Origin of the sequence: Roseivirga misakiensis, assembly GCF_001747105.1 — a bacterium.
In the GTDB taxonomy this organism is placed as follows: domain Bacteria; phylum Bacteroidota; class Bacteroidia; order Cytophagales; family Cyclobacteriaceae; genus Roseivirga; species Roseivirga misakiensis.
On sequence record NZ_MDGQ01000002.1, the window covers coordinates 1 to 18,568 of the forward strand.

Sequence of the window (18,568 nt, forward strand, 5' to 3'; positions counted from 1 at the left end):
GCAGATTTCAACTTAGATGGAGAGATTAATGCGGTAGACCGCAACGATTTTCAACAAAAGAACACCGGCAAAACCAGACAAGTACCAACCACCTAGGGCTATGACAGTAATAGAAAGACAACTGGTTGAGCATTTGATCTCAGAGTTACAAGGTTCCACATCAAGCTGGCAAAACCAGATAAAACAAAGATATCCTAACCTGACGGCCTACGACCTCCGGCTATGCACCTACCTGAAGACCAACCTATCGACCAAGGAGATCGCCACCATCCTCAACATCACCCCAGATAGTGTCAAGAAGGCCAAACATCGGTTAAGGAAGAAGCTCAAGATGTATCCCAATCATACCTGGGGGGTATTCTTATCAGACTAAAGCTCATTCAAGCCTTGCAAATACTTGATTAGGTTTTGCTCCTTTTCAAGACCTAATTTCTGCCTTAATCTATACCTAGCGGTAGTAGCACTGCTCGCCTCAATACCGAGAAAGGAAGCTATTTCCTTCGTGCTAAAGTTAAGATTGACTAGCGCACAGATTTGTTCCTCTCTCGGGCTCAAGGATGGATGAAGATCTCTGAGGTTTTTATAAAAATTGGGATTGGTTTCTTCAAACTGTATAGTAAATAGTTCCAGCTTCTTTTCAGAGTTGATTCCCTCTTTTGCTAGTCTGATAAGTTTGGATAAGTCAGTGTTTCTAGAAGTCTGGATAATTTTCGTTTCTGTCAGCAACGAATCCAAAACCTGGTTTTTACGAGCGTCCTGTAAGGCTTTGGTCGTGAGCTGTCTATTCTTTTGTATTAACTCATCTTGAAGTTTTTCTGATTCTAATTCTTTAAGTTTCCGCGATGACTTGAGTTTTCTAACACTCAGCACCGCGATCAGCACCATAATCATGGCAATTGATCCAAATGCAATTGTCAGTAGCTCATTTCTGGACTTTTTCTCTTCAATTTCTATAGTTAGCAATTCGATCTCGCCTTCTCTTTTTTCTATTTCAGCTTGCTTATTCGCAGTTTCGATCTCAGATCCTAATCGAATTAAATCACCTCTTTTTTCTAAGTTTCTAAGACTATCTCTCAGATTGTTACTTCTTTCTAAAGCATCTAAAGCATTAGTTAATTCACCTATCTCACGATAGTACAAGTACTTCATGTATGATACCTCGGCACGCTGCTTTGGTCCCAAGACCATACTTGCTAACGAATCAGCTTTAACCAAATAATCGAGGGTCTCCATATGTTTTCCTTCTAAGTTTTTGAGCTTTACTCTCAAAAGAAGGTTGCTGAATTTTGGGAAGTTTCTTTCATTAATTAGGGCAAGACTATCCGATATATTCAAGTAAAAAAGGGATGAATCTATATCATTTTTCTCTAACCAAAGCTTAGATAGGTTATTGGTTATACTGGATATGTTTGCTGCCTTTAAACCTAAACTCTTCCCTCTATTGTATGCAGCGTTTGCAATGACAATAGCATTATCGAAATCCTTTTTTTGGTTGTATGCCCGAATTAACTCTAATTCTACTTTTATCGTTCTTGTTGGATTCCCTAATTGTTTTTCTTCTTCATAAACAGGTAAAAGTCGATTTATTGCTAGATCAGCGTTGTCAATCGCCGAATAGACTCTAGCAATACCTAATTGACTGTCTATTTCTACTGGTCTATAGTCCATTGCTGTGGCTATTTCGAAAGCTTTTTTATGCGCATCTAAGGCTTTAGGATAGTCATAAATATCAAAATATGCGCTCGCCATATTATTACTAATCACTGCTGTAAAGCCAGGCAATTGAATTCTTTCCATAGTTTTAAGCGCTTTGTCCCAATAGAAAAAAGCCGAATCATAAAGTAGATCATCATGAAAAAAACTAGCTCGATTTATATTCAGCCGTGCATTAAAGTAATCTGAATATTCATTGGTTTTTGGAGCTAATTCATAGCCCATTTTGAAATATTCATCTGCTAGTTTTGAATCTCCTTTTTCCCTAGTTGCTACGATTAATTCAATTAAGATTAACATTGAACGTACAGTGTCTCCTGAAACTAAGGCTTCTTCAAAAGCACCTTGATATGCGTTTATCGCTCGATCAATCTCTCCTTTAAAAGTATATGCTGCTGCCAAAGACTGTTTACTATTTAAAATGCCAAAAGAGAACTTCAGTTTCTCAGAGAGTTCAATGCTCCTTTCTAGGTAGAGTACCGCAGAATCTAGGTCTACCCTGAGATAGAAACTACCCAGACGTGACAAAACTCGAGCCCCAGCTGTATCCTCTTTGATATGTGGAAGTTGACTTAGTAAGGTATCAATGTTTTGTCTTCGTGTTTGTTGTGCTTGAGAGAAAACGCCTATCAATAAGAATAAGAGAACTATAATATGTTTTTTCATCTTACTGCTGAATAGTATAAACTCTTGATGGTTGGTGAAATAGAATCCTATAACTGATTCAAGCCTTGCAAATACTTGGTCAGGTTTTGCTCCTTTTCAAGACCCAATTTCTGTCTTAATCGATACCTCGCAGTGGTGGCGCTACCAGCCTCTATTCCAAGAAATGATGCGATTTCTTTTGTGCTAAAATTCAGATTTACCAACGCACAAATTTGTTCTTCTCTTGGACTTAAGGAAGGATGAAGATCTCTAAGGTTTTTATAAAAATTGGGATTGGTTTCTTCAAACTGTAGAGTAAATAGTTCCAGCTTTTTTTCAGAGTTGATTCCCTCTTTTGCTAGTCTGATAAGTTTGGATAAGTCAGTGTTCTTAGAAGTCTGGATATTTTTCGTTTCTGTCAGCAACGAATCCAAAACCTGGTTTTTACGAGCGTCCTGTAAGGCTTTGGTCGTGAGCTGTCTATTCTTTTGTATTAACTCATCTTGAAGTTTTTCTGATTCCAATTCTTTAAGTTTTCGAGCAGATTTTAACTTTCTAACTCTTAGAATAACCATCAATATGGCGATGACTGCTGTGCATATTAAGACGATGGTAACCTGAGCGTTTTTAGACCTTCTCTCGTCAATTTCCATTGTCAACGTCTCAATCTCACTTTCCCTTTTTTTGATTTGTGCTTGCTTGTTAGCTGTTTCTATTTCTGATCCTAACCGAATTAGGTCACCTCTTTTTTCCAGGTTTTTAAGACTATCTCTAAGATTATTACTTTTTTCCAGTGCCTCCAAAGCACTTGTCAAATCACCTACTTCTCTGTAGTACAAATATTGCATATAGGATACCTCTGCACGCTGTTTTGGTCCTAAAACGTTACGAGCCAGTGAGTCGGCCTTTTCTAGGTATGCAAAAGTTTCACTATGCTTTCCAGATAAGTTTTTATGCTTTGTTCTGAGAATGAGGTTTCTAAATTTTGAATAGTCTTTCTCGTAAAGATTCGCAATACTGTCCGATACATTTAAGTAAAACAGAGAAGAGTCAAGTTGATTAAGTTTAAGCATAATATCAGCCACTGTGTTGGCAGACCTCGATACATTGCCATCTTTGGCTCCAATTTTGAAAGCTCGCGTATAGGCCGACTTGGCATATATTAGAGCATTTTCATAGTCTTCTTTCTGGTAGTATGCATTAGCTAATTCCATTTCGACAGGTAACATTCTAAATGGATGCCCGTATTGTTTTTGCTCCTCATAAACTGGAATCAATGTTTCAATAGCCAAGTCAGCATTATCTATAGCAGCGTATACTCTGGCGATTCCTCTCTGTGCTTCTAGTTCAACCGGCCTGTAGTCAATCGCTGTGGCCAATTCTAGAGCTTCTTTATTTGCTTTAAGGGCATTAGGGTAGTCGTACAGGGCAAAATAAGCCGTTGCCATATCATTGGTGATAATGGCTCCATAAGCCCTGAAATTAATTTTCATCATGTAGTCCCGTGCTCTCTCCCAATAGAAAAATGCGGAATCATATTTTGCATAAGAATAGTAGAGTTTTGCATGTGTGATATCATAGAGAGAGATAAAATATGAGCTATCAGAATCTACCTTTGGAGCAAGAGCATAGCCCTCTCGGAGAATAGTCTTCGTTTTGAGTGAGTCCCCTTTTCTGTTCACATTTACCATTAAATCATTCAGTACATAAAGAGCCCCATAAAAGTTTTCGGTTGTGAGGGCTTCTTGATAAGTTTCTTCATAGATGGCTATGGCTTTATCAAGGTCACCAATGTATCCGTATGTCGTTCCTAGCCCCTTCTTAGTAGCTACAATATTTTCTGAGTACTCGAGTTTCTCTGATAGTGCTAAGCTCTTATTAAAAAAGAATAAGGCCGAATCAAGGTTTACGTCAATGTAGCGGGCACCTAGTAAGTATAAGATTTGTGCACCAGCTTCGTCTTCTTTTAGGGTTGGTAGTTTCTGTAAGAGCGTATCAATTTTAATTCTCCGAGTTTCCTGAGCATGGGCGTTGGAGGTCACTAGAATAATAAGCCCAGCTATTAAAAGTGCTAATGCAGTCTTTTTTGTCATGATGTGAAATTATAGAAAACAACATATTGTCTATATAAAATGTGTCCCCTTGTTTGCCATGTTCATTTCATGTCTATATGAATTTCAAGGGATTTGATACGCTAAAATACTTATTGCAGTAGTTCAAATTCTGTGATATATGCATCGAAAGTTATTGATTTTCAAAAGATTACTAGTGCCGTTCTTTTTTTCATTCCTATGTGTTCCTCTTTTGTATGCACAAGGCCTTTCTAAAGGAGATTTAGTCGTTGTGGGTTTTAATGGAGATGCTGATCCGGATGAAATCGCCTTATTGGCACTAGCAGATATTAGTACTTCGGAGACCTTTTACCTTACCGATTATCCTGTTACCAGTACTGGAGGGTTCACACTAGATGTCTCGAATGGAACGAATGGATCATTGGGTATAACTCCGACTTCAACCATTACCGCAGGCACTATTTTCACAATCTCAATTGCTAGTGGCACCGCTTCAGTTTCAGTATCGGGAGCGTCAGTATCGACAACAATTACAGGGTGGACGAGTACGAGCTCTGCTGCTCCTTCAGGTAATGCAGGTGATGCTTGGCATCTATTTCAAGGATCTGGACTGACAAGCCCAACTAATTTTATATTTGCTTTTGCAAATACTTCACCTCATAATTCTGTTTGGAATCCACTTTCGTCAGGAGGCTTTGCTAGTACAGAATCTTACTTGGGTAATGGCCTTACCAATGGGGTAAATGCGATTGATATCGGTGGCTCTAATCATACAGATAACCTTTACTACTCCGGTTCATTTGCATCGGGTACTGCCGCGGATATTCTGGCCAGAGTAGTGAATACAGGTAATTATACAGGTGACAATTCCACTACTTTTGACATTACTGTAGATGGATCTAGTGTTTTTAATGGGGGAGGGGTAACTAGCAATCCCGGTTTTACCATTTCTGGAGGAGCGCCAACCTCCCTTGCTGTAGCATCAACAGTATTCCTAGAAGGGGCCTATAACGGTACCAACCTAAACACAACAATCAACAGCCAAATCCCTGACCAACAACCCTACAATGGTGTAAACAGTCACTCCCAAAGTACAACAGGGACGAGTATCCCATCAGGAGCAGTAGACTGGGTATTAGTAGAGCTAAGAGAAGCAGGCACAGCAGCAGGAGCAGTAAATAGCACGAGGAAGGGATCAACGGCAGGCTTTCTGATGAATGACGGAACGATCAAGGCAACAGATGGCACCAGCAACCTAACGATCAACCTAACGGGTAATACAGGCACAGCTTACTATGTAGTGGTCTACCACCGGAACCACCTACCGATCATGTCAGCCAATGCGATAGACGGTTCAGGAGGAACGCTAACAATAGACTTCACCAGCAACTCAGCGAACACCTACCAGACGACGACCGCCCTAGCAAGCCTAACCAATAACAAGTTTGGGATGCCATCAGGAGATGTGAATCAGGATGGTAGTATCAACAGCACAGACCTGAGCACATGGCGCACCAACAACGGAGCAGCCTATAGCTACTCAGGCAACGGCAGTGCCGACTTTAACCTAGATGGAGAGATCAATGCGGTAGATCGCAATGATTTCCAACAGAAGAATACAAGTAAGACCAGACAAGTACCAACCACCTAGGGCTATGACAGTAATAGAAAGACAACTGGTTGAGCATTTGATCACAGAGTTACAAGGTTCCACATCAAGCTGGCAAAACCAGATAAAACAAAGATATCCTCACCTGACAGCCTATGACTTGAGGCTATGTACCTACTTAAAGGCCAACCTATCGACCAAAGAAATAGCTACGCTACTGAACATCACGCCCGACAGTGTGAAGAAGGCCAAACATCGCTTAAGAAAAAAAATCATCATGAGACCAGAAGACTCATGGGGTGACTTCCTTTTCAGGTACTAATCCTTTTTTGCCACAATAGAGCCCCATTTATTCAATGAATAAGAAAACTACTCAATTACCTGATGATAGAATTTAACTTAATCAGGACGATGACTTGTGTCCCGTATCATTCTTTGATTTAAGATAGGTCTACATGATTTGACGCTGTCAGGGGGACAGGTCTTGCTCTATTTTTACTTCAAGTTTATATATTGGGGGACATAGTTTAAGTAAATCCTTAATGAAAGGTTGTTTAACCGTATTCCTTTTCCTGTTTGTATTCATAAACAGTCAAGCGCAGATAAATGTCGATAGTTTAGAGTTGGTTATAGAGAAACGACCTGGTACAAGTCGGGTCGTTTTCTTAAATGAAACAGCTACTAAATTATTCAATCAAGATCCGCTGCTCTCCGAAAAATATGCTAATCGCGCACTTTCGCTTGCCAAAAGACTGGATTATAAAGAAGGTCAAGTCGAAGCTTTAACCGTATTAGGAGCCCTCTGTAATATTAGGTTTCAACTGTCCGAAGGCAGAGAACTCTTGAGTCAGGCTTTGGCTCTGGCCGAAGAAATATCCTATGATAAAGGAATAAGTTCTGCTAACTATAGTTTAGGTTCTAATTATATGAAATCTGGATTTTATGAACTAGCAATAGAATGCTTCATCAAAGGTTTAGAGGACGCAAAGAAGAAGAAAGACTTCTCCCGAGAAATGCAAAATTTATTGGATTTAGGGATAGCAAAAACGGTAATAGGGGAGTTTGATACGGCTGAAAAGTATTTCAAAGAGGGTATTGACAGGATAAAGTCAAAAAATTCCTCTTCGAAGCCGATACATTTTATGGGTAGCCTGGGCAATCTGGAAATGGCCAGAGGTAACTACGGTTTAGCAGAGAATTATTGGTTAGAAGCGTTGAATTACATCAAACAAAGCAAAGCGGAAAGGCTATTGATTAACTGTTGGATACAACTTGGCACGATCTATTCAAAGCTTAGCTCCGAAAAACTTGCTATACAATACCTTGACAGTGCTCAAGTATTAAGTTCTGAATTAGGTTTAGTCAGCGAGAGGTTGAATATCATGCGAAGTAAGGCTAGAGTTTATCTGGATTATGGAAATATAGATAATGGTATTAAAGTTTTGGATAGTGCGATCGCTTTGAAATCGGGGTATCGGGAGGACCCTAGGTTTAAAATGGGACTCTATTCGTTGAAGGCAGATTTTAATGAAAGAATAGGGAATTATCAGGAAGCGTTTAATGCCTACAAGATTTTCACTAACATAAAAGATAGTCTATTATTTACACAAAACTATGAGAAGATAGCCGAGGTAAATGCCAAATATGAGTTCGATCAACTTAAGAGTGAGGCTGAGGCCGAAGCACAGCTAAACGAAATAAACCAGTTAAGGATTAACCAACGAAATCTGGTGATTTTAGTCCTCTGTATTCTCTTTATGGTGAGCATATTAATCTTTCTTTGGAATAAAAAGAGGCTTGAAAATCGACTTTTACTAACCCAAAAAGAGCAAGAAATCCTTGAAAGAGAGTCTGCTTTAAAAAACCATGAAATAAAGGATCAAGGAAAACGCATATTAGATTATAAAGAAAAGCTAGAACAAGCCGAACAACAGGCAGTTAAAGAGGGCCAAGAAGATAAACTAGTTGATTTTTTGAGGACAAGTAGTATGCATGCTGTGGATTGGGTAGCCTTTAGAATTGCATTCGATGAAAAATTTCCTTCTTTCTTTAACGCACTCGAAGAACACGTGCTCACTGTAAATGAAGAACGTCTTTGTAGTTTGATTAAACTTGGGCTAGTTACAAGGGAAATTGCAGAACTACTGGCCATAAGTCCAAATAGTGTCATCAAAGCTAAGTCTAGACTAAACAAAAAGATGAAACTCACCAACAAACAGCATTTAGATACCTATCTAAAAGAAGTCGACTTAGCCATAAAATAGCTCGATTTAGCCTTTTTATTGAAATGTCATGGTTTTTCATGGCTTATGTGATTGAAATGTCACACCTAAACTCACTCTACCCAGTAGATCATCAAATAGATTAGTCAAATAGAAAAGAATACTTGCCGTAGAGGATTCGATAGTTTTTGTGGACATGCTATTTGAGCGGCTGATTGTGATTTCTAAAAGCGAATCGGGAGTATTCATTTCTATTTAATTGATTGATGATGATTCGAAATAAGAAATGGATTTTAGGCTTTGGACTCTACTTAGTGGGGTCACTTAGTTTGTTTAGTCAAACCGATTCTAATGATAATTCTTCCAGTCAGGGCATCAGACTTAACGAGGTAGAGGTTGCTTTCTCGTCTGATGCCCTTTATGTCTCTCCAGTGAGTGAATTTAATATTGTTTCTGATCCAGAAGAGAAAGAGATATCTGGCACAATTTTGTCAGCAAGAGATATCTGTGTTTTTGAGCTCGGTGCGGATATTACGGATCAATTTCAGTTCATCACATTTGTAGATATTGCTGAAAATACTGTCATATATTTTTCGGCGGTAGGAGTTAATGCTTCGGGAGTATTTCAAGCTGGGAATACAAGCTCCAGCGATGGTACTTTTGCTTATACGGTTCCTGCTGGGGGGTTAAGTGCAGGAGACATTGTAAAATGGGTTTTGGGTGCGAATTCCCCAAACTTTTCCGTATATACTGATAATATTAGTACGAGAACAGCTGAGACTAACCTTAGTTCAGGAGGGGAAAGCATTATCGTTTTTCAAAAAAGAAACGCACCACTTGGAGGTGCTAATGCTTTATCAGATCCAACGTTCATATCTATAACTTATACAGGTTCTACACAATTTGGAGGTGATCCTTCCGATACTAATGACACACATCTACCTTCTGGATTACAGACTTCTACTCCGGTCAGTGCAATGGCATTTGGTGTAGGCCCAAATCCTAGTGACGAGTATGATAATGTTATTTACAATGGAGGTTTTACATTCAATAGTGTCGATGAAGCTAAGGATGCTTTTTTTAATACCAGTAACTATCTGCCAAGTCAACTTAATAATTCATCAACTTACATAACTGCCAAAAACAATGTGCCCTCAAGAATTACATTGGCTGTGGCTGACACCGACCCTCCCACCTTCGACGTAACTCCCTCAGTGAGTTCAGTGACGAGTTCAGGTTTTATGGTAGGAGCCAGCATTGATGAAAGAGGAGATATTTACTATGTAGTAGTAGCAGATGGAGCAACAGCTCCTACATCAGTCAATGTAATCGCTGGTCAGGCCAACGGAGGAGGTTCGCCTATCGCTTCAGGCAATGGTCAAGGGCTAACAGATCCCTTTACCCTGTTTTCAGCAGTAACAGGCCTTACTGCTGGTACAGCCTATGATGTTTATGTAGTGGCTAGAGATGACGAAGGTACACCCAATGTACAATCATCTCCAATTAAAGTAGATGTGACTACCCTAGCTCCAAGTTCATTACAAATAGCAGCCACAGTATTCCTAGAAGGCGCTTATAATGGCACCAACCTAAACACTGCAATCAATAGTAGCATCCCTGCCCAACAGCCTTATAATGGAGTCAATAGCCATAGCCAAACAACCAATGTAAGTATACCTGCTAATGCAGTAGACTGGGTGTTGGTAGAACTAAGAGAAGCAGGCACGGCGGCTACAGCGACAAACGGAACAAGAAAGGGCTCAACAGCTGGTTTTTTGATGAATGATGGGACGATCAAAGCGACAGATGGTACCAGCAACCCAACGATCAACCTAACAGGAAACACAGGGACAGACTACTATGTGGTGGTCTACCATAGAAACCACCTACCGATCATGTCAGCCGCTGCGATAGATGGTTCAGGAGGCACACTGACCATAGACTTCACCAGCAACTCAGCGAACACCTACCAGACGACGACCGCCCTGGCAAGCCTAACCAACAACAAGTTTGGGATGCCATCAGGAGATGTGAATCAAGATGGCAGTATCAACAGCACCGACCTGAGTACTTGGCAAACTAATAATGGTGCTGTTTACAGCTACTCGGGAAGTGGCATAGCAGACTTCAACCTAGATGGAGAGATCAATGCCGTCGACCGCAATGACTTCCAACAAAAGAATACCAGCAAAACGCGACAAGTACCAACAAGCACTTTATGACAGTTCAAGAAAGAAATATGGTGAATAACTTAGTTTTAGAGCTTCATGGAAAATACACCACATTGCGCCAGAAGCTATCATCTAAATATGCAGCACTGACGGAATATGACCTGCGATTATGTATAATGCTTAAAGCAAATATTCCCACAAAGGATATCGCTCTTCTATTAAACATTACACCGGATAGCGTTAAAAAAGCAAAGCATCGGCTAAGGAGAAAAATGAAAATGCATCCGAGGCTTTCCTGGCATGAGTTTTTGGATTCTATTAACTGACCCAAAATTCCATGAATGTTTGTAATTGTTTTTAATCAAGAATAAGTATTTAAATAATTATTTTAATACGACTTGATTAAAAATTAAATACAGAAATTAAGCTTCATGTTGTATTTCATAATTTTGAATTCCTATATTTATTTCGTTATTACAAAGATACAGTAATACGAGTAACAACAATTATGTGGTAAAGTAGACTGTTTTACCGGCTGGCGCCAAGTTGTGAAACTCTAGGATCATCGATTGATGAGCAAGAGTTGAAAACAATTACCAAAGGGCCAGTGAAAAGCTTAGAGATTCTTTCAAGGTTATTTTTAATTCATTCCGCTAGGAGTCAAAGCGCTGTTTTATCCAGTATACAGGGTAGCAAAGCTATACTTAGATCGGTTGAATTTCATTTAGAACCCTATTACCTCAAGCGCACTTTTGCGAGGAGTCTATTCTTCTTTCGTGCTTCACTTCCTACCGAGTTAAAGTCATTACCATCAGGAGAACTTTCTAAAATGAGCCTAATAGCCATTGATGAACCATTGTTTTTTGAAGGAAATGGACGAAGTACGAATTATAAAGAATTGCAAAATGACTCCAATTACAGAAGATAAATCTGAAAAGAGATTTACAAACATCTGGGGTTTTGCCTATCAAGATAATACCTCTCTTTCCTATCAAATCCGTCGAATATGGCGGCCACTTTTTGAGTTGATTGGCTTAGAAACAAACCTCACTATTCAGCTCAATAATCTAGTAGACTTCAAAATTGAAACAGGCCGGTTCGGCTCCCGATTGATAATCCAAACACATCTGCATAAGTCTAATAAAAAGATTAACCCGATCGAATCTAACCCGATTTGGCTTCCAGATGAGAAATTTCTTAATGCTCTGACTGATAAGTTTGAGTACATGATCGAATTAAATAAGCAAGGAAAAAATATCGCACTAATCTGTGTTAATCCTTCAAGTATCAGCGAATTCTACGAGGCTAGAGACTCAAAACTGGAGAAGTCAAAGGTTTCAGAATTTGCAAGTTATAAATCTTCAAAACAGCATAAGAGAGCATTCGAACTCTCTATAAAAAGTGAAAAGAAACTGAATGAAATGTTTAGGTAGTTCGAACATGTGAATCGTCAATTCAAAGAATTGATTTGCAAATTTCCGGGAGACGCCTGGTTTAAGCAAGAGTAATTGTTAGGGTTACTGGTTTCACATTTACAAGCAAGAAGGTCTTCGGAGAGGAACATATAGATCTTCACTTGTCGGTCGAATTCGATTTAGAACCCCACAGAGATGTGGGGTTTTATTTTTTACATGATTCATAGTCTAGTGACGACCAACAGAATGGAATGCAATCGAAGTTCTAATTTTCTTGATTCTGTAAGCGTTAGTCTTTTGAACTCAATTATATTTGAGCATAACTCAAAGCAATCATGAGAAAGAAGATAATCGCTGGAAACTGGAAAATGAATAAGAACCTAGAGGAAGGCCTTGCGCTAGCTTCTGAGGTAGTGAACATCGCAAAGGATGAAGCACCGAACGATGTCACAATTGTAATGTGTACACCAGCTATTCATTTGTCGCAAGTAAGTGCTATGACCGCCGATTCTGCCAATGTATTTGTAGGCGCTCAAAATATGAGTGAACATGAATCAGGTGCTTATACAGGCGATCTAGCAGCAGATATGATCACTTCTACAGGTGCATCTTATGTTATTATCGGTCACAGTGAAAGAAGAGAGTATCATTTTGAGACAAACGAGCAATTAGCAGCTCGAGTAAAACTTGCCCTTGCAAAAGGATTAACGCCACTATTCTGCTGTGGTGAATCGCTTGAAGTTCGTGAAGCAGGAAATCACGTTGAATTCGTGACTAATCAGTTGAAGGAGAGCCTATATGACTTTGGGGCTGAAGATTTAAAGAAAGTTGTTATTGCTTATGAACCAATCTGGGCTATCGGTACAGGAGTAACCGCAAGCGCTGAACAAGCGCAAGATATGCACAAGAGTATCAGAGCTTCCTTGGCTTCAAACTATTCAGATGCCGTTGCTGCCGAAATCTCTATCCTTTATGGAGGAAGTATGAAGCCAACTAACGCGCAAGAACTACTCGGTCAACCAGATGTAGATGGAGGCCTGATTGGCGGGGCATCTCTAAAATCTAGAGACTTCATTGATATCACTAAATCCTACTAATGGATTTTATCCAAATTAATGTTCAATGCGATGCCCCATTCGGCGAAATACTCACTGCCGAAATGGGTGAACTGGGGTTTACGTCTTTCGTTGAGACCGAACTTGGATTTGAAGCCTATATAGAAGAAGAGGAATTCAGTCACCCTGCAGTTCAAACACTTTTCAACAATTACCGAAAGCAAACCAGAATTTGGTATGAGTTGAAAAAGATTCCCAAGGTGAACTGGAATGAAGAATGGGAGAAAAATTACGACCCCATAAACGTAGATGACAAAATTTATGTGAGAGCTACTTTTCATGAGTCAAAACCAGCGTTTGACTATGAAATTGTAATTAACCCCAAAATGTCGTTCGGAACAGGCCATCATGAGACTACTCATCAGATGCTGGCCCTCCAATATGATATTGATCACAAAGACAAAAGCCTGATCGATATTGGATCAGGAACCGGTATTTTGGCCATTATGGGAGCAAAACTCGGTGCCAAAAGTGTAGCTGCCACCGATGTAGACGAGTGGTGCATTGAGAATTCGCAAGATAATTTTGACTTAAATGAAGTCAAGCCTGAATTCATTAAAAAGGGTACAATTCATCAGCTTGCATTAACAGAAACATACGATATAGTACTCGCGAATATCAACACGAACGTGCTGCTAGAAGAAATCCCAGAGTATGTGAAAATACTCAATTCAAAAGGCCATCTTTTCTTGAGTGGATTTTATGAAACAGACCTCCCGCAAGTAAATGCGTTAGTCTTGGAACACGGTTTAGTAGAAGTTAAGCATACCACTCGGAAAAATTGGGTGGCGATAGTCTATCAGAAAGTCTCTTAACTTTTCACTATTCTCCCCATTTCTTCGTTCATTTATTAAGTCAAGGAAGATTTCATCTGATATGCTTACTGGTCAAAAGTTCATCTTCGGGATATTCGTACTCTTTTTTTTGTGTGGTTCTCTCCATTCACAAGACACCCCCTCAGCCCCTGTTGAATTAACGCCAAACGTAAAGGCAATCTTAAAAGATAACGATGTTGCTGACTTTGCCCCAGAATATAAATTCTTTATAGAAAACTACCGACAAGGCCGTTTTTCACCAGAGGTGAAAGAAGATTTCAAGATCAGTCTTCTCAAATTAGAGGCTATGAGAATTCGGGTTCGCTACGATCTGCGTGACCTTTTTGAAGCCATTCAATTTGCCAAAGAGAAACACAAGTTTGATGGAGAGCAAATGAAGAACCTATCCCACGCGATCAGAGGGGCGTCGGAGCAATTTAATCGGGTGAAATTTTTAGCTTATCTCAAAACGCTCCATGGCTTTATGAAAGATACAGCCATATATACCGATCGCTACCAATCTGTATACTTTAGAAATGCTACTTATCAGGTATTACTCAATGAAGATGGTACGCAGAACGACGAGGTCTTGGTTGTAAAATCAAGTTCGAATCTGACCGTCGAAGAGGCCTTAGCAAGGTCAAAAGCAGGGTATAAAGCGCCTGAGCCAAAACCAAGAGACCCAATGACAGAAGAGTTGCCCGAGCAATTCAAAGAGTTTGGCCAAGTAATTCACCTAATAAAAGGAGATTTGGTATTGGCAAGCACTACGGATACCGCCGTAATTGAAGGAACATCAGGATATTTCAGGTTCGACAAAAATGTCTTTATCGGCCAAGATGGACTCGTTGATTGGTCTGATTTAGGTATGCCGCAGAGCGAGATGAAGGTGCGACTTAGAAACTATGAGTTAGCAGTAAACCAACGGTCGTTCAAGTTTGAAGACGTTCTATTTAATCAACCTGCCAAAATAGAGAGTCCAATCGGTGGAGAATTATACCTAAACATTCGTCCGTCAAGAAACGAAAGAGGAACCTACCCGAGATTCGTTTCTTATAATGCAAATACACCAATTAAAGGGCTAGGATCAGAAAAAATAACATTCAAAGGAGGTATAAATTACGAAGGGCTTGATTTCTATTCTCGATCACTTTATGAGGAAACAGCCGTTATTACGGGTACAATTGACGGAGTTAAGCGTTTTACAGCACGCAGTAAGGACTTCACTTTTAACAATAATGATTCTACAGTTTCTTCAAAAGATGCTGAGCTGACTATATATCATATGTCGGACTCCGTATATCATCCAGCAGTAGAATTTGACTACGACTATGAGAAAGATCTACTACAACTTGAAACGAGTGTAAAAGGCTACAAAACTACCCCGTTCAGGTCTTCATATTACAACATGGATATCTCCGGTGACGCGTTAAGTTGGGACCTCAACTCCGACTCCCTCAACTTTGCGATTAACTCCGCTCGTGCCGATGTTCCTTTGATGCTTGAGTCGAAAGACTTTTATAGCAATGCAAAGTTTGAGGACTTAGCCCAAATATTCAATTTCCACCCCTTACTGATGGCGGTAAATATGGCCGAAAATGCTAAGGGAGATGTTTTTTATACCAGCCAAATGGCTCGCGATAAGAACTTGGACGAATCACTTGTGAAAAAGACCATGGAATTGTTGATGTCACGAGGTATGGTCAAATTCGATCGGCTTACGGGTAGAGTAGAAGTACTCGAAAAAGGCTATCACTATGCAGCGGCAGGTAGAAAAGACCCCAATTACGACGATATTCTAATTCCTTCGATTATTGATAATGCACCGAACGCCACCATGAGTTTCAAAGATTCTGTTTTAACAGTAAGAGGCGTTCAGCGGTTCGTAGTTAGCGATTCCTTAGATGTTCTTATTGCACCTGAAGACGGAGTAATGCGTGTTTTGAAAAACAGAGATATTGAGTTTAACGGATCACTAAATGCTGGAAACTTCCAATTCAACGGAACCAATTTTAGGTTTAGATATGACAGTTTTTTAGTGAATATGGAAAAGATTGATTCCATTAAACTACAAGTGATTAATGAAAGAGGCCAGCGAGAAGAATTGAGCAATAAACTAGTTGGAACATCAGGGAAGATTTTAATTAATGAACCTGATAATAAATCCGCTTTCAGATCACTACCCGAATATCCCATCTTTTCATCAACCAAAAGTGCCAACGTGTATTTTGGTAAAAAGGACGTTCTAAAAGGAGCCTACGACAGTACCGTTTACTTTGATGTACCGCCATTTGTTTTGGACAGTGTAGCCGACGCAGACCCCTCCAAATACGCCTTCCAAGGAACCTTCTATTCAGGTGGAATTTTACCCGTATTCGAGGAGAGCTTAAAACTTATGAAGGATAAGAGTTTTGGTTTTCAGCATGCTATCCCAGATAGTGGTTATAACCTCTACAGCCAAGGGGCGCGACTTTATGGAGATCTGAAGATGGATGAAAACGGATTGTCTACACCAGGAAATATAGAGTATTTGACGGGTACATTTACCCAAGAACGAGCCACCCTATTCTTAGATTCCTTAGTAGCACCAAAAGGTATTAAGGCGACCCTTACAAGAGGTATTGTTGATACCGTTTCCTTTCCGTCCATGAGTTTGGAGGCTTATGATATGAACTTCTTGGCTAAGCGCGATAGTATGGTCTTAAAAAACCTGGAATTCAAGAAACCTTTCCAAATATTTGACAATCAGGCCCAGCTGAGGGGGGAAATGGTCTTAAGAAAAGTAGGCCTATTTGGTGCAGGCGAAATGGAAATTAATGGTGCGAAACTTACATCAGACTCTATTTCATTTAACGCAGATTCATTTAAATCTAGGCACACGGAATTCACCTTGGCGGCCCCAAATACCCGCAAACCCATATTGACGACTAGTAACTCCAATGTAAATTTTGATGTTGACAATGCCCTAGCGACAATTGAACCGGGAATTGCCGGAGAAGCATCTTTAGAATTTCCGTTTGCACAATTTAAAACCTCTATACCAACGGCACTTTGGGATGTAAATCAGAAGTCCGTGACCATGACTAAACCTGAAAGTGTACCCATCGAACAATCGTTCTTTTACTCGACAAATAAACGACTCGATTCATTGGCCTTTAGTGCTACGGCTGGCTTCTACGATATTGAGAAGAAGGAATTAAATGTAAAGGGAATCCCATTCATTAAAGTAGCCGATGCCAAAATTACGCCACAGGGAAATGAATTAACGATATTAGAAAATTCGCGAATTGAAAAGCTCGAAAACGCAGTTATCCTAATTGATACAGCCAATGCCTACCACAGGATATTCAATGCAGAAGTAGAAATTCTATCGAGAACTCAGTTTAGAGGCCAAGGAACTTACGAGTTAGTCAATGCCCAAGCCGATACTTTTTCAATACAATTCGATCAGTTTCAGTTTGTAGAAAATGATGAGGTCCATGGCCCTCACACAAAATCTTCGGGGAGAGTTTTAGCTTCGCAAGAAGTAGTGATTTCTCCAGGGTTTATATATGAAGGAGAGCTTACCATGTATGCCTACAAAAAAGCGCTCGAACTAAATGGAGCCGTTAAACTAGATCTTCAGAAATTATCGGAGCGAAATGTTTGGATAGAACACGCGTCAAATGACGATGTAGAAGAAGTTGTTATTCCATTCGATCAAGCCGTAACACGTGAAGGGTCGCCATTAAATGCTGGGTTGCATTTCGATAGCCGTAGAAATCCATATATGTCATTTATCACTGAAAAACGTGATCCTGCTGACGATGACTTTTTTGTACCAAGAGGAGGTAACCTATTTTATGACAATGATCGAGGAGCATATAAAATCGAAAATCCTGCAAAGTCTCAAAACCCAGAGCTAAACTATGCTGGCAGCATGTTTTCGTATCAAGAAAGTACCCAAGATGTAACTTTTGAAGGTCGACTAAACTTTCTAGCGGGCCCAAAAGGCACGAATGTGCAAGCTTCAGGTAAGGGAGACGGAAACTTAGAATCGATGGAATTTGATCTGGATGCTATGTTTGTGCTCTCTTTTGGGTTGCCAGTGGAAGGTCTGGCAGCCATTGGCCAAAACTTAACGGATATGGCAGAGAACTTAGGGGTTACGAGAGCTTTATCAGATCGATCGGAGCTTATTTACCGAGTTGCTGAGTTTATCGGAGATGATGCCACCCGTGAATGGGACGAAAGCTATGGCACAGTTCCAATTCCTTTGGCTACAGCTTCGCCAAACGGAGAGTTGATCAAAGACCTTGTGATTTCCAATGTGCACATGAAATGGTCTAAACAAACCAATTCCTTTTACAGCGAAGGACCGATTGGTGTCTCCAATGTCTCGAATATCGATTTGAATATGGAACTGCAAGGATTTATAGAAGTTCGCAAAACTAGAGAGGGCGACATCATTACCATTTTACTTCAAATGACCGATGGAACTTGGTATTTCTTTAATTATGATGGTTTTAGCTTTACCTCGTTCTCTTCAAATGAGATTTATAATGCCACGGTACTGAATACAAATAAAGGTAAAACTCAAATTGGGTCGTTTAAAGTATCGTTAGGTAGTATACCTCAAATCAGTAATTGGGCGAGAGATTTCCGAAAACTATACTATGGGATTGATGAGCCTTACAAATTGCTCATGTCCACAGAGTCTAGTCAAACGCTCAAGAAGAAAAAAGCCGTTACAGGCGATGGCTTTTAGCCCTACTACTACCGCCAATTGATTATCCGTAAAGGCATTCGCAC

Annotated in this window: 13 protein-coding genes; 10 read left to right on the forward strand and 3 right to left on the reverse strand. The window is 39.9% G+C overall.

What is annotated here, in order from left to right:
• The first annotated feature begins 100 nt into the window (after positions 1 to 100).
• Positions 101 to 373, forward strand: coding sequence for a helix-turn-helix transcriptional regulator (locus tag BFP71_RS19210; protein WP_141719636.1), 273 nt, complete (start codon positions 101 to 103; stop codon positions 371 to 373).
• On the opposite strand, the gene BFP71_RS00045 is transcribed toward BFP71_RS19210, so the two are convergent.
• Positions 370 to 2,379: a tetratricopeptide repeat protein gene (locus BFP71_RS00045; RefSeq protein WP_069833417.1), complete on the reverse strand. Its 2,010-nt coding sequence runs from the start codon at positions 2,377 to 2,379 to the stop codon at positions 370 to 372. The genes BFP71_RS19210 and BFP71_RS00045 overlap by 4 nt on opposite strands.
• Before the next feature lie 47 nt (positions 2,380 to 2,426).
• Positions 2,427 to 4,451 carry a hypothetical protein gene (locus tag BFP71_RS19295; RefSeq protein WP_069833418.1) on the reverse strand — a complete coding sequence of 675 codons (2,025 nt, stop codon included), beginning with the start codon at positions 4,449 to 4,451 and terminating at the stop codon, positions 2,427 to 2,429.
• 139 nt (positions 4,452 to 4,590) lie between these two features.
• Between BFP71_RS19295 and BFP71_RS00055 the strand changes: the two genes are divergently transcribed.
• From BFP71_RS00055 to BFP71_RS00065, 3 genes are all read left to right on the forward strand, one after another.
• Entirely contained in the window at positions 4,591 to 6,081 is a 1,491-nt protein-coding gene (locus BFP71_RS00055; RefSeq protein ID WP_141719637.1) for a dockerin type I domain-containing protein, read from the forward strand.
• Positions 6,082 to 6,085: 4 nt separating this feature from the next.
• On the forward strand, positions 6,086 to 6,361 hold the full coding sequence (locus BFP71_RS00060) for a helix-turn-helix transcriptional regulator (RefSeq protein ID WP_141719638.1): 276 nt from the start codon (positions 6,086 to 6,088) through the stop codon (positions 6,359 to 6,361).
• 220 nt (positions 6,362 to 6,581) lie between these two features.
• Positions 6,582 to 8,303, forward strand: a complete 1,722-nt coding sequence (locus BFP71_RS00065) for a tetratricopeptide repeat protein (protein ID WP_069833421.1) — start codon at positions 6,582 to 6,584, stop codon at positions 8,301 to 8,303.
• Positions 8,304 to 8,339: 36 nt separating this feature from the next.
• Here BFP71_RS00065 and BFP71_RS19300 read toward each other — a convergent pair whose 3' ends face one another.
• Positions 8,340 to 8,510: a hypothetical protein gene (locus tag BFP71_RS19300; protein WP_176723284.1), complete on the reverse strand. Its 171-nt coding sequence runs from the start codon at positions 8,508 to 8,510 to the stop codon at positions 8,340 to 8,342.
• Between the two features lie 17 nt (positions 8,511 to 8,527).
• Between BFP71_RS19300 and BFP71_RS00070 the strand changes: the two genes are divergently transcribed.
• From BFP71_RS00070 to BFP71_RS00100, 6 genes are all read left to right on the forward strand, one after another.
• On the forward strand, positions 8,528 to 10,483 hold the full coding sequence (locus tag BFP71_RS00070; RefSeq protein ID WP_069833422.1) for a dockerin type I domain-containing protein: 1,956 nt from the start codon (positions 8,528 to 8,530) through the stop codon (positions 10,481 to 10,483).
• Complete coding sequence (locus BFP71_RS00075) at positions 10,480 to 10,758, forward strand: helix-turn-helix transcriptional regulator (RefSeq protein ID WP_141719639.1); 279 nt, start codon at positions 10,480 to 10,482, stop codon at positions 10,756 to 10,758. The genes BFP71_RS00070 and BFP71_RS00075 overlap by 4 nt, the downstream gene beginning before the upstream one ends.
• Positions 10,759 to 11,337: 579 nt before the next feature.
• Complete coding sequence (locus tag BFP71_RS00085; protein WP_069833425.1) at positions 11,338 to 11,865, forward strand: hypothetical protein; 528 nt, start codon at positions 11,338 to 11,340, stop codon at positions 11,863 to 11,865.
• A 317-nt stretch (positions 11,866 to 12,182) separates the two neighbouring features.
• Complete coding sequence (gene tpiA / locus BFP71_RS00090) at positions 12,183 to 12,944, forward strand: triose-phosphate isomerase (RefSeq protein WP_069833426.1); 762 nt, start codon at positions 12,183 to 12,185, stop codon at positions 12,942 to 12,944.
• A complete protein-coding gene (prmA, locus tag BFP71_RS00095; protein WP_069833427.1) occupies positions 12,944 to 13,777 on the forward strand; it encodes a 50S ribosomal protein L11 methyltransferase in 834 nt (277 codons plus the stop codon). The genes tpiA and prmA overlap by 1 nt, the downstream gene beginning before the upstream one ends.
• Before the next feature lie 61 nt (positions 13,778 to 13,838).
• The gene (locus BFP71_RS00100) at positions 13,839 to 18,524 is read left to right on the forward strand and encodes a hypothetical protein (protein WP_069833428.1); all 4,686 of its coding nucleotides are present in this window, start codon (positions 13,839 to 13,841) and stop codon (positions 18,522 to 18,524) included.
• Positions 18,525 to 18,568 lie beyond the last annotated feature (44 nt).